Source organism: Acinetobacter zhairuonensis, assembly GCF_022601715.1.
Taxonomy (GTDB): Bacteria; Pseudomonadota; Gammaproteobacteria; order Pseudomonadales; family Moraxellaceae; genus Acinetobacter.
This window is the reverse complement of sequence record NZ_JAKVIM010000010.1, coordinates 19405-31570: the sequence shown is the minus strand read 5'-3', so window position 1 is coordinate 31570 and position 12166 is coordinate 19405. Positions and strand designations below refer to the sequence as shown.

The window sequence follows — 12166 nt, the reverse complement described above, 5'->3', positions numbered from 1 at the left end:
AAAATTTAAAAAATTAGAAATCATCATCAAGATCGAAGCTATCATCATCCAAGAAACGATCTTCAGCCTTATCAATATCGAGCATGACTTTTTGGAAGAAACGTAGCTTTCTTACGGTGTCGCGGGCTTCTGACCAATCTTCATCGGCATAATCTATCTTGAACTCACGAACTAATCCATCAATCCATTGCGACACTTCTTTTTTGAGTGAAACTAGATCATCTGTTGAAGTGGCATCATCGAGTTGTTCGCGTATTTCGAGTGCAGATTGTAGAAACTCAAAATCACTAATTGATTGGTCTAAATGGTGATCTTGCTTTTTGAGTGCCAATAAGTATCCAGCACGACTATCCACATGTGATAAAACCTTAAATGCTTGATTAATTTCACTGGATTTAATCAGAGCTTGATCTTTATCTTCGGCTTTATCAGGGTGATATTGTTGCTGCAATTTTAAAAATTCACTTTTTAAACTTGCTAAATCAATATCGAGCGCTACTGGAAGGTTAAACAACTCAAAATGATTCATGGAAGATGGGATCCGCAATTATTTCATGTAAATATATAGAATTAAAACAGTGTAAAGACACTGTTTTAATAGATGCAGGCAATAGAGAGATTAGACGGTGAAAGATTCACCACAACCACATTCGCCTTTTTTGTTCGGGTTGTTAAACTCGAAGCCTTCGTTTAAACCATTTTTAACATAGTCCATTTCCATACCATCGAGATAGACTAAGCTTTTCGGGTCAACAAAGACTTTAACACCGAACTGTTCAAACATTTGGTCATGTGTATCAACTTCATCAACGAATTCGAGAACGTATGCCAAACCTGAACAGCCAGAAGTTTTCACGCCAACGCGAATACCTTCACCCTTACCGCGATTCATTAAGTAATTGCTGATATGAGTTGCAGCATTTTCAGTTAAATTGATCATGAAAACTCCGTTATTCTTTCACTATTATTGAAACAATTAAGCTTTAGTTTGCTTGTTGCGATAGTCTTCAACAGCAGCTTTAATTGCATCTTCTGCAAGTACAGAGCAGTGAACTTTTACAGGTGGAAGTGCAAGTTCAGTTGCAATATCAATATTTTTAATGGCTTGAGCTTGATCTAGAGTTTTACCCTTTAACCATTCAGTCACTAAAGAACTTGATGCAATTGCAGAACCGCAACCATAAGTCTTGAAGCGAGCTTCTTCAATTACACCTTCGTCGTTGACTTGGATTTGCAGGCGCATTACATCGCCACAAGCTGGCGCGCCAACCATACCAGTACCAACATTTTCAGCGTTTTTATCTAAAACACCTACATTACGAGGGTTTTCGTAATGATCGATTACTTTTTCACTATATGCCATGATGCTTCTCCAAACCTCGGGGTCAGCGTTAATATTAATATGGGGTTAAATTCGGTTTTATCAATGAGATCACTGGTCATGATCTCATTGAAAGAAAAGAATTAGTGTTCAGCCCATTCGACTGTAGAAAGGTCGATACCTTCTTTATACATATCCCAAAGCGGAGAAAGTTCACGTAACTTATCAACAGCAGCTCGGGTCACGCTTAACACATGATCAATATCTTCTTCAGTGGTGTATTTACCAAAGCTGAAACGGATTGAACTGTGTGCCAATTCGTCAGAAAGACCTAATGCACGAAGTACATAAGATGGTTCTAAAGTTGCAGATGTACATGCAGAACCTGAAGAAACAGCTGCATCTTTAAGTGACATCATTAATGATTCACCTTCAACAAAGTTGAAGCTAACATTCAGGTAGTTTGCAACGTTTTGAGTAGGGTGACCGTTAAGGAATACCTGCTCAAGATCTTGTAAACCGTTCCAAAGTTTGTCACGTAGTCCACGTAAGCGAGTTTGTTCAGCAGTCAAGTTTTTGCCTGCAAGTTCGAATGCCTCGCCCATACCCACAATTTGATGCGTTGGTAAAGTGCCAGAACGCATACCACGCTCATGACCACCACCGTGCATTTGTGCTTTTAAGCGAACACGTGGGCTACGACGTACAAACAATGCGCCGATCCCTTTAGGACCATAGATTTTGTGAGCAGAGAAGCTCATTAAGTCTACTTTTAAAGTGGAAAGGTCAATTTCAACTTTACCAGCAGCTTGCGCAGCATCTACATGGAAGAAAATTTTGTTTGCACGAGTAATTTCGCCAATCGCAGCAACATCAGTTACTGTGCCAATTTCATTGTTTACCATCATAAGGGAAACAAGGATGGTGTCTGGACGAATTGCAGCTTGAACCATTTCAGGAGTAATTAAACCTGTTTGAGGTAATGGTTCAAGGTAAGTAATTTCAAAACCTTCAGACTCTAATTCGCGGCAAGTATCTAAAATTGCTTTGTGTTCGATTTTACTGGTGATGATATGCTTGCCTTTAGAAGCATAAAATTGAGCTACACCTTTTAATGCTAGGTTGTCAGACTCAGTTGCACCAGAAGTCCACACGATTTCACGCGGGTCAGCTTTAATTAAATTCGCTACTTGTTCGCGTGCGTATTCAACTTTCTCTTCAGCTTGCCAACCATATGCATGTGAGCGTGAAGCTGGGTTACCAAAAGTACCGTCGAAAGTTAAACATTCCATCATGCGCTCTGCAACTTGAGGGTCTACAGGAGTGGTTGCTGCATAATCAAGATAAATCGGACGTTTCATTTCAAATACTACCTGTAACCGATAAAAGGGCTGAATCAAATGATGCTGTGTTTTGACGAATGGCAACGGTTTGTACGTTGTCTCGAGCTACAAGGTCAGCAAGTGTGATTTTAGCGAGATAATCGGAGATGTGGTGAGAGAGTTCTTGCCATAAATCATGTGTGAGACACATTGCACCATTTTGACAGTTGCCTTTATGGTCACAACGCGTTGCATCTACAGTTTCATTTACAGCTTCAATAATTTCTAACACAGTGATGTCTTCAGCATTGCGCGCAAGGTGATAACCACCATTCGCCCCGCGAACACTAGAAACTAGACCATGACGTTTTAGCTTGGCAAAAAGCTGCTCAAGATACGCAACGGAAATAGTTTGGCGAGCTGCAATTTCGGCTAGTGTGATCGTTTGTTCAGTAGGCTGCAAAGCTAGATCAAGTAGAGCAGTCACCGCGTAGCGACCGCGAGTTGTTAAGCGCATGATTCGATACACATGTTTAGACTAGATGTGTTGATTCTATGAATCCTGACTAAAATAGTCAAGTTTTTTTGAGACCATTTATTTTGTTTTAATTAATAATAAAAATAGGGGTTTATGAAAGCCAAATATTATACACGAATAAAGCAACAAGGAGTAGCGTGGTTACAAAAAAGGCAGTATTCATGCGTTTTTGCTTTTGTTCTAGGCGGCGGATGCGATTTTTATATTGTTTTACTTCAACTTGAAGAGAATTAATTTTAGAACGTTGTTGGTCAATTTTCTCTAAAAGTGGTGCTACACGTTTATTTGAGGAGGTGACATTCTGCTCATCATCAACAGGTTGTAAGAACCATTGCTTCCAGTCAGCAAGCACTTTCGGTGCGCTAAATAGTAATACCAAATCACGGAATTCATCTTTTAGTACAATATCTCCGTCTATGCGCATGGTTTTAATACTACGTCGATTTGCAAAGATGAAAATTTTGACTAAATCCATGAGTGTGGTTCTAACGTCAAGATCTACGGGTTTTTCAGGAGCTTTGGTATCAAATAGAATACCATGCTCATTGAACTGCACATAAAAGTCGAAATAAGGTACATAGCTATTAATTTTAATCGCAATTTTTTGTTCAATAAATTTTTTGGCTTGTAATGCAACAACTGGATCGCGTTTAACAATGAAAGTAAAAATCGTTTCTAAAACAATCATGGATGTTGTCAGCAACAAATGTGGTTGATTTTGTCTTTGTTGCGAATCGCTCATAAAACCTAATCCTTTCGGGTAAACAAACTGTCCTATCTCATTGTATGTGTTTGAGGACTGAAATAAATTGCGTATTAAACCTGCTTTGTAGAACAGTTTTGCAAATCGATCAAGTATTAAGTTTGCTATTATGAGTTTATTTATACGGTTGTTGTGTGAATGGGACAGAAAATAAGCTGGAGTAGCTCAAATGAATAAAACGGCAAAAACAGAGAATAATGATGATGAAGTTTCAGTAATGGATGAGGCTCAAAGGGAGCGTATCCGTCATAGATCAAAATCGGGGCTAGATTTTAGGAAATACACCAAGCAAATTTGGCTGGCTGGTTTGGGTGCCTTTTCGCGTGCTGAAGAAGAGGGTAATAAACTTTTTGACTCTTTGGTTAAAGTCGGTGAAGAGTTAGAATCGAAAACATCAGAAATTGCTGACCAAACGGTCGAAAAAGTTTCAGAAAAAGCCAAAGAGTCTGTAGTCGATACCAAAGACAAGGTGGAGAAGCTGATAGACCACAGTGTGCATCATTCTTTAAATCGTATTGGTCTGGTTACAGCAAAAGATATTCAACATTTGGAAAGCTTGATTTTACAATTACATAGTAAGGTGGATGCTTTGATTATAGAAAATGAACAACTGAAAGCAAAAATTGATAAAAAATGACAGTTTTCGGAACTTTGCTATTTTTTCCGAGTTAATTTGCGATTAAATTTGTAGAAAAGCTCAAGAGGAGTATTGCGTTCTCCCCTAAAGCATTGCTATAAAGGCGTTATGGTAATTTAAACTATATCCTTGAACCTTAAATAAACGATATTAGAGGACTTCATCTTCATGAATAAATCAGAATTAATTGATGCAATTGCAGAAAAAGGGGGATTGTCTAAGACTGACGCAGGTAAAGCCTTAGACGCGACAATTGCTTCAATCACTGAAGCGCTTAAATCTGGTGATACGGTTACACTTGTTGGCTTCGGTACTTTCAATGTGAAAGAGCGTGCTGCTCGTACTGGTCGTAACCCACAAACTGGTGCGACTCTTGAAATTAAAGCAAGCAAAGTTCCTAGCTTTAAAGCAGGTAAAGGTTTAAAAGATTCTGTAGCTTAATCTTTTAATGATTTACCAAACGCGCCTTTTCGGCGCGTTTTTTATTAATAATGCTGATTTGATGTCTATACGCATTCATTCATATCAGCTTTTCGGGTAAAATGCGGCACAAATAAAATATTGGAATACTTATGGAATCTTTTCGTAAAGTTATTAAGGGCTGGTTGGGCAAAGTTTTGCTCATTTTGTTTTTGATCCCTTTAGCACTTGTAGGTATTGAAGGATATTTTAGTAGTGGTAAATCAAAAGATGCTGCCAAGACAGTAAACGGGCAAGAAATCAGCAATAAAGAACTGGATAATGCGACCAAATCTTATAGCCAGCAATATTTATCTTATGTGAATGGTGATGAAACGTTATTGAATCAATCGTTCATTAAGGACAAGGCTTTAGAGTCGCTGATTGCACGTAACTTACTATTACAACAAGCAGAAAAGTTGGGTGTTTCATTGAGCGATGCTCAAATTGAGCAAATGATTGCACAACAACCGAGCTTGCAAGAAAATGGTAAATTTTCTGAAGCGCTTTATGCGAATTATTTAAAATCAGTAGGTTTAACCAGCCAGGCTTTAATTGAAAACTTGCGTCAAGATCATGCACTAAAAATGATGACATCAACATTGATGGATTATGCATTGGTAAGTAAGGTTGATATTCAACAAATTGCGAACCTACAGACGGAACAACGTACAATTCATTTAGCAAGTATCAAGCTTGATGATTATAAGAAAGGTATTCAGGTAAGCCAGCAAGAAATTACGGACTACTATAACAAGCACAAAAATGAATTTAGACAAGTTGCCAGTGTAGATGTTGATTTTGTGGTACTTAGCCCATCGAATCTTCCTGCTGCGAATGTGCAGATTTCAGATGCTGAATTACAACAGGCTTATGCTAAGTTTGTAGAAGCTGAAAAAGCAAAAGTTCAACCTCAGGTTAAACATATTTTAATTGCTGTGGATTCACGTACAGATGCTGAAGCTAAGAAATTGGCTGATGATGTGTCGGCAAAAATTAAAGCAGGTATGAGCTTTGCTGAAGCGGCACAGAAATATTCAGATGATACTGCTTCTAAAGGTAATGGTGGTGTTATTGCAGCCTATGATAAAGGTTTCTTTGGTAATGCATTCGACTCAGCTGTAGCGGCGTTAAAATCGGGTCAGATTTCTGCACCAGTAAAAACGCAATATGGTTATCACATCATTTCAGCAGAAGCGCCAGCAGTTAAATTGCCTGCTTTTGAAGTTGAAAAGCCGCGTCTCATTGCTGAGGTACAAAAAGCAAAATCTGCGAATGCATTCTCTGATGCTGTGAACAACTTGAATGAAATGGTTGTTGGTAGTGATGCATTGGATACTGTGGCACAAGAAGTGAAAGGTGTTCAGGTTCAATCAATTAAAGGTCTAACTTTAGGCATGCAGCACCCTGTTTTAAGTGAGGCAAATGTTAAAGCTAAACTGTTTAATGAGGATGTGAAAAATGGTGATCGTAATGCTTCAAGCAACATCCAATTGGCAAATGGTGATGTGGTGTGGGTAAAAGTACGTGATTACCATGCTGCAGGCGAGCAATCTTTAGCAGAAGCCAATACACGTGTTAAAGCAAAAATTATTGAAGTAAAAGCTGCGGCGGCGGCTAAAGCCAAAATCCAAAAAACATTGGATGAGTTTAAGACGCAACCAGCTGCAACAGTCATGGCTAAAAATCAATTAAGTTTTGAAGATGCGGGTATATTTACACGCTCGCAAGGTTTAAAACGTCAGGTTGAGCGTGCGGCATTCAGTGTTCCAGCACCTAAAGCTGGTATGTGGTCTGTTACAACTGCGACTTTACCGAATGAATTTGTTGTGGTTGCAATTTCTAATGTAAATAAAACTGCTGCAAATGCGTTGACTCCTGAACAGTTGGCAGAGTTGTCTAAACTTTATCAACAACTTCGTGGTCAGCAAGAGCTTGATGACTATACTCAATACTTGAAGAGTCAAGCGAAGATTAAATAATTAACAGCAATAAAAAACCAGCCTAGGCTGGTTTTTTATTGCTTATAACATTACGGAATCATTCGGCACGTAGAATAATTTCATAGCCAGTGTATTTGCGGATGTTAATGACGCCTGTATCTAAGAGTAAGTATTGACCTTTAATGCCTTGTAACTTACCGCGTATGATAGGTGTTTTATCTAGATTATGTGACTTTATCTTTTCAGGGTAGTGTTCTACAGGATAAATAAACTCACGTGGCCGTTCATCTTCCAGTAACTCAACGGTTTCATTGAATTCAAGGTTTTGGCTAAATTCATCGCGAATAGTTTGAATTTTTGGTGCAAATTCTTGAATGAGTTGTTCGCGTACTTCTAGTAAGTCTAAAGGCTCTGCTTCGCCTTTGAGTAGTTTACGCCAATCAGTTTTATCGGCGACTTGAGTACCAAACATGATTTCTAATTGTCCTGAAAGTCGTCTAGAGCCGACCTTCATAATTGGCAGCGCTTGGGTTGCACCTTGGTCTAACCAGCGGGTAGGCATTTGACCTAGTCGAGTAATACCGACTTTTAAAGCGCTTGAATTGGCTAAATAAACAATATGTGGTTGAAAGCAAACCTCATGCGCGAAACTATCCTCACGACAAGTTCCAAGATGATAATGGCAAGTCTCAGGTTTCATGATGCACATGTCACAAGAAGCTTTGGTCTTAAAGCATTTAAAACAATGTCCTTGTGAATAAGACTTCGGTGTTTTACTGCCGCAAGATACACAGGAAATGTTACCTGTCCATTCAAGCTCTATTTCTTGACCTAAACTGAATGGGAGCTCAATTTCTGCGCGATCTAAGATAAATTTATATTCAACATTTGCCTTGCGAGTCTGTTGATCAGTTACACTAAGGTCCTTGAGACCTGCATGCATTTTATGACAAATGCCTTGTAGTTCCATGAAAAGCTCACTCAAATAATAAGGATGCAGTTATGGCTGAACAGAATGTCATCACTTCTATGCTAGACGATTTATCTCAGGAACAGCCTATTCAAACTGCATTGTGTATTGGTCAAAATTTAGAACAATATGACCAGAATCAATCAATTCGTTGGACTCATTTTAACGTAACTGAGTTTTTAAGTCTGCCTTTTACGCAACGTTATGATTTGGGTTTTGTATTATTGGATAATCCGGAAATGAAACAGTTGTCAGAGGTGATGAAGTCACAGTTCTTGGTCAAACTGCGAGATTTAATGGCCAAAAAACTGGTGGTGGTGACAGGTGAGCAGGATGAAAAGCTCATGCGTGCACTGGGTTTTACACAGCTAATTGAGAAAACAGAGCAGTGTGGTGGATTGGCGATCTGGCAATTCAATATTCTAAACTATAAGCATGTGCCAGATTGGTTTAACTCCAAATATTGGGCAAACCCAGAAAACTGGAACAAATTTCGCTGGTAATGATTTCATTCTAAGATGGTTAATTTTGAGTGTCTTGTAAGATCTAATTTTTATAAGGCACTTATTTATTTTGCATATGAGCATTTTCATCTTTTATAATAACGCGCTCATTTTTGACATTTGTCACTTATCTTCCTGATATTATGCCTTTACATACTGATTCCGCCCCATATCAGCCATTTTCTATTTTTCTAGAATTCTTGCCGACCAAACACGTACAGCCTGTGCCATCTCATATAGCAGGTTATCCTGTCATGATGACTATAGCTGATCGTGTACGTACTGATGATGATCCGGAGCCGTTAGCGATAGCTCAGAATTATGTTGCTGAAATTCCTAAAATTTTACATTTTTCGGGTAAAGGTCGGGATATCACAGATTTCAATTGTTTTATTCAAGCGGCTCAGAAGCAAGGATATTCGAATGTTTTGTTGCTGACAGGAGATAAGTTAAAGCAGCATCAAAATGGTCAAGGTATAAACACACCACGGACACGCTATTTAGAATCTGTGAATGCTGTAATGCAGTCGAAGAAGCTGGCACCAGAAATAAAAGTGGGTGTAGCACTTAACCCGTTTAAATATGCTCATGCTGAACATACTGCTCAATACTATAAATTAGATAAAAAAGTTCATGCAGGCGCGGATTATGTGATCATTCAGCTTGGATTTGATTTAGATGCTTTAAGGCATGCCAAACAGTATTTGGGTGATCATCATGCTGGTGTTGATCTGTATGCCTGTGTGATGCCCTTAACATTAGCACGTGCAGAATTTATGTATAAACATCAAGTGGCTGGCATTGTTTTAACACCACATTTACTTGAGCTGCTTAAGCAAGAACAAGAGTTTGATATTCTTGTTGCTGAGCAAAATGTTTATGCGCGCTGTGCCTTACAGATTTTAATTTGCCGTCATTGGGGTTTTGCTGGTGTGCATTTGTCAGCCTGCCATAATGTTGATGAGCAAAGAAAACTAGAAGAGGCTTTAGCACATTATAAAAATTACAGTCTTGAACAGTGTTTACAAGAATGGGCGTTATTAAATCGCTTGGAGTCCGGGGATGAGTTTAAGCCTACGGTCAATATATTTAAAAAAGCAGTGCCATCAGAACAAGTATTGAAGTTTAAAACGATGCAGTTGATGCATGATTCAATGTTTGATTCTAAAATTGCGCGGAATGTTGGAAGTAAAGTTTTTAATGCCAAGCTTTGGTCGGGTCGTTTCGCCAATAAATTGCTTCTAAAGTCAGAATACTTCTCTAAACATGGGGTAGTCGGTTGTGAGAGCTGTGGTCAGTGTCGCCTTGCAGATACCCTATATATTTGCCCAGAAACTTGTCCAAAAGGTTTGGCCAATGGTCCTTGTGGTGGAACAACTTTAGATCGGTGTGAGTTTGGTGATAGAGAATGTATTCATTCAGTCAAAGCGCGTTTAGCGGAGCAAACTCATCAAATTGATATTTTAAAAGATCGCTTGATTGATACCGTACCTATAGAATCGCGTGGTACTAGCTCTTGGGTGAATTGGTTTCAGCCTAAATAAAAAACACGCCGAAGCGTGTTTTTTGAACAAGGTTAGGATTAGAAGTTGTATTCCATACCTAAACCAAATGCAGTCATTGTATCATCTTCTTTAACCCAGTCGCGTTTCTGTTGAGCCACGAACGTGTACATACGTGCTTGCTTATTCATTTGGTAGTCTAGACCAAGACCGTATAAATCAATAGTGCGGTCATCTTTACTATCTGCTGTAGATACTGCAGTGTGGTATTCGCCTTTTAACGTCCAAGGAGTGTTGTTGAAATTGTAAGTTGCTGTAATACCCCAAGCTTGTTCTTCAAGAGATGCAGCTTCTTTTACTAAAGATTCAGCTTCTAATGTTGCAGCTGAAGGTGAGTCTGATAATTCAGCTTGTTGCCATAAGCCACCAAGTGTTAAACCAGAAAGTCCTAATGCTTTAAAATTATAAGAACCAGTTACACGAATAGCATCAGATTCTACGTCTTTCAAGCTGTAAGCCGCATAGTCACCTTGCACACCAAAGTTACCCGCAACAGCTAAAGCTAAGCCCATGTTTTTGTTTTCATAGCTAAGCGCAGTAGAAACTGAATCGCCAAACCCATCACGTTTTTCAGTTGTGTAATCTGAAGCGCTGTTTTCACCTTGTTGAGCCATTGCACTGAACTGCAAGCCACCCATTAATTTCTTATCAGTTTCAAAGCCAATCACGTTCTTAAGACGTTCTTCACCATACATGATTTTACCCATGTCTAGACGAGTGTGGTCATTGAAAATATCTTGGTATTTACCAGCAGCTGTTTTGAAATATGAGTCATAGTTACCAACTTTTAATGCACCCACACCTTCAGTTTTTAAGCCAAGAAAACGGTTACGTGCACTCCAGTCAGTATCAGAACCTGAACCATCAGTAGAAACAGCCCATTCAGCTTGGTAAATTGCAGAAAGTTTTTCTGTAAGTTTTTCCTCGCCTTTAACCCCTAAGCGTGAAGCATGAGAGCTTACTTCAGAAACGTCATTACCTTTGAAATCATAGTTGTCAACATTGTCGATAGATACGTTTAATTTACCGTACAAAGTTGGCGCTGCTTGTGCTGCGTTTAAGCTTAAAGTGGTTACTGCTGCAGCAAGAAGCAATTTTTTCATTGAGATTTCTCCAAAACACGATTTTTATGGCAAGTGCCTACAAACTCTTATTTTTAGCTCGCTTCTGTACAATTCGTTACATAGCTCACCAACTTGCTATGCAGTATCTGTAAACTTTGTGACAGCAAGGTGAAAAATAAATGACAGTTTGATGACGATACATGATTAGATAACTATTGGATTTATGATGTTTTACTTTATTATGTTGTGAAAAAATGGAGCCTTACGGCTCCATTTAATATTTGGATCAATCAATTATGCTTCTAAAGCAGCTTTAATCTTTTCGGCTTGCGCTTTAATTTTTTCTTGATCACCCATTTGCGCAGCATGTTTTCCAAGCTGATGCACATTGGTTGGAATAAGATGGAAGTGGACATGTGGAACAGTCTGTCCAGCAGGAGCACCACTTAACTGCATTAAAATAATGCCATCCACACCTAAGGCTTTTTCCATTGCACGAGCCACTTTTTGTGTCACTTGAATAGTATAAGCGGCTGCCTCAGCAGGAAGGTCAAGTAGGCTGATTGCGGGTGTTTTTGGAATGACTAAGGTGTGACCATCTGCTTGCGGCATGATATCCATAAATGCAAGAACCTGATCATCTTCATAGACCTTAATTGCTGGAAGTTCTCCGCGCAAAATTCTTGCAAAAATATTTTGATCGTCGTAAGCCATCATTATTCCTTTAAATGGTCTCCTTAAGATAAGGAGACTGAGTGATTATTTACAGTTCAACTCTTTCTGACGAGCTTTAATTTCATCAAGTCGTTGTTGTTCTTTGTCTGAAAACTTTGGCTTGGTTGTATAACAGTTGTCATTACCAAACTTTGCTTTTGCTTCAGGGTCTTTGAAACAGAAACCTTTTGATGCATAAATGACATCATGGTCGTTTTTCAGTTTTTGACACTCTTGTTCTGGTGTAGCAGCGAACGTTTGGGCACCAATAAAAGTTGATAGACCTGTAAGACAAGCAATAAGCAACTTACTCATAAGAGTTTCCTCATGGTTTGTAACAGTTTGTTTTAAACACCTTATTACAATATTG

At 38.8% G+C, this 12166-nt stretch carries 15 protein-coding genes; 5 read left to right on the top strand and 10 right to left on the bottom strand.

The genetic code is table 11. The features are described from left to right. Positions 1–13 precede the first annotated feature (13 nt). The 6 genes from hscB to MKI85_RS09440 form a co-directional block, all read right to left on the bottom strand. Complete coding sequence (gene hscB / locus MKI85_RS09465) at positions 14–529, bottom strand: Fe-S protein assembly co-chaperone HscB (RefSeq protein WP_241627174.1); 516 nt, start codon at positions 527–529, stop codon at positions 14–16. Positions 530–619: 90 nt separating this feature from the next. Beyond that, complete coding sequence (iscA, locus tag MKI85_RS09460; protein WP_241627172.1) at positions 620–940, bottom strand: iron-sulfur cluster assembly protein IscA; 321 nt, start codon at positions 938–940, stop codon at positions 620–622. Positions 941–976: 36 nt separating this feature from the next. After that, a complete protein-coding gene (iscU, locus tag MKI85_RS09455; RefSeq protein WP_016166297.1) occupies positions 977–1363 on the bottom strand; it encodes a Fe-S cluster assembly scaffold IscU in 387 nt (128 codons plus the stop codon). Positions 1364–1464: 101 nt separating this feature from the next. Further along, complete coding sequence (locus MKI85_RS09450) at positions 1465–2682, bottom strand: IscS subfamily cysteine desulfurase (RefSeq protein WP_241627171.1); 1218 nt, start codon at positions 2680–2682, stop codon at positions 1465–1467. A gap of 1 nt (position 2683) precedes the next feature. Next, entirely contained in the window at positions 2684–3160 is a 477-nt protein-coding gene (locus MKI85_RS09445) for an Rrf2 family transcriptional regulator (RefSeq protein WP_241627169.1), read from the bottom strand. A 112-nt stretch (positions 3161–3272) separates the two neighbouring features. Further along, the gene (locus tag MKI85_RS09440; protein WP_241627167.1) at positions 3273–3923 is read right to left on the bottom strand and encodes a hypothetical protein; all 651 of its coding nucleotides are present in this window, start codon (positions 3921–3923) and stop codon (positions 3273–3275) included. Positions 3924–4161: 238 nt separating this feature from the next. Between MKI85_RS09440 and MKI85_RS09435 the strand changes: the two genes are divergently transcribed. The 3 genes from MKI85_RS09435 to MKI85_RS09425 all read left to right on the top strand — a co-directional run bounded on the left by MKI85_RS09435 (position 4162) and on the right by MKI85_RS09425 (position 7022). Then, complete coding sequence (locus tag MKI85_RS09435) at positions 4162–4581, top strand: phasin family protein (RefSeq protein ID WP_241627370.1); 420 nt, start codon at positions 4162–4164, stop codon at positions 4579–4581. A gap of 168 nt (positions 4582–4749) precedes the next feature. Further along, on the top strand, positions 4750–5022 hold the full coding sequence (locus MKI85_RS09430; RefSeq protein WP_004697018.1) for an HU family DNA-binding protein: 273 nt from the start codon (positions 4750–4752) through the stop codon (positions 5020–5022). A 131-nt stretch (positions 5023–5153) separates the two neighbouring features. Then, on the top strand, positions 5154–7022 hold the full coding sequence (locus tag MKI85_RS09425) for a SurA N-terminal domain-containing protein (protein WP_241627165.1): 1869 nt from the start codon (positions 5154–5156) through the stop codon (positions 7020–7022). Between the two features lie 58 nt (positions 7023–7080). On the opposite strand, the gene MKI85_RS09420 is transcribed toward MKI85_RS09425, so the two are convergent. Continuing rightward, complete coding sequence (locus tag MKI85_RS09420; RefSeq protein ID WP_241627163.1) at positions 7081–7953, bottom strand: DUF2797 domain-containing protein; 873 nt, start codon at positions 7951–7953, stop codon at positions 7081–7083. A gap of 32 nt (positions 7954–7985) precedes the next feature. Here MKI85_RS09420 and MKI85_RS09415 point away from each other — a divergent pair, with 32 nt between their 5' ends. Both MKI85_RS09415 and MKI85_RS09410 read left to right on the top strand, forming a co-directional pair. Next, positions 7986–8456, top strand: coding sequence for a DUF6231 family protein (locus MKI85_RS09415; protein WP_241627161.1), 471 nt, complete (start codon positions 7986–7988; stop codon positions 8454–8456). Between the two features lie 143 nt (positions 8457–8599). After that, positions 8600–10000: a methylenetetrahydrofolate reductase C-terminal domain-containing protein gene (locus MKI85_RS09410; protein WP_241627159.1), complete on the top strand. Its 1401-nt coding sequence runs from the start codon at positions 8600–8602 to the stop codon at positions 9998–10000. Positions 10001–10038: 38 nt separating this feature from the next. Here the strand turns inward: MKI85_RS09410 and MKI85_RS09405 are convergent, their stop codons facing one another. The 3 genes from MKI85_RS09405 to MKI85_RS09395 form a co-directional block, all read right to left on the bottom strand. Continuing rightward, the gene (locus MKI85_RS09405; protein ID WP_241627158.1) at positions 10039–11121 is read right to left on the bottom strand and encodes a porin; all 1083 of its coding nucleotides are present in this window, start codon (positions 11119–11121) and stop codon (positions 10039–10041) included. 255 nt (positions 11122–11376) lie between these two features. Further along, positions 11377–11796 (bottom strand): HIT family protein, encoded by a 420-nt coding sequence (locus MKI85_RS09400; protein WP_100241664.1) that lies wholly within the window; start codon positions 11794–11796, stop codon positions 11377–11379. Positions 11797–11841: 45 nt separating this feature from the next. After that, positions 11842–12111, bottom strand: coding sequence for a YARHG domain-containing protein (locus MKI85_RS09395; RefSeq protein WP_241627156.1), 270 nt, complete (start codon positions 12109–12111; stop codon positions 11842–11844). Positions 12112–12166: the final 55 nt, after the last annotated feature.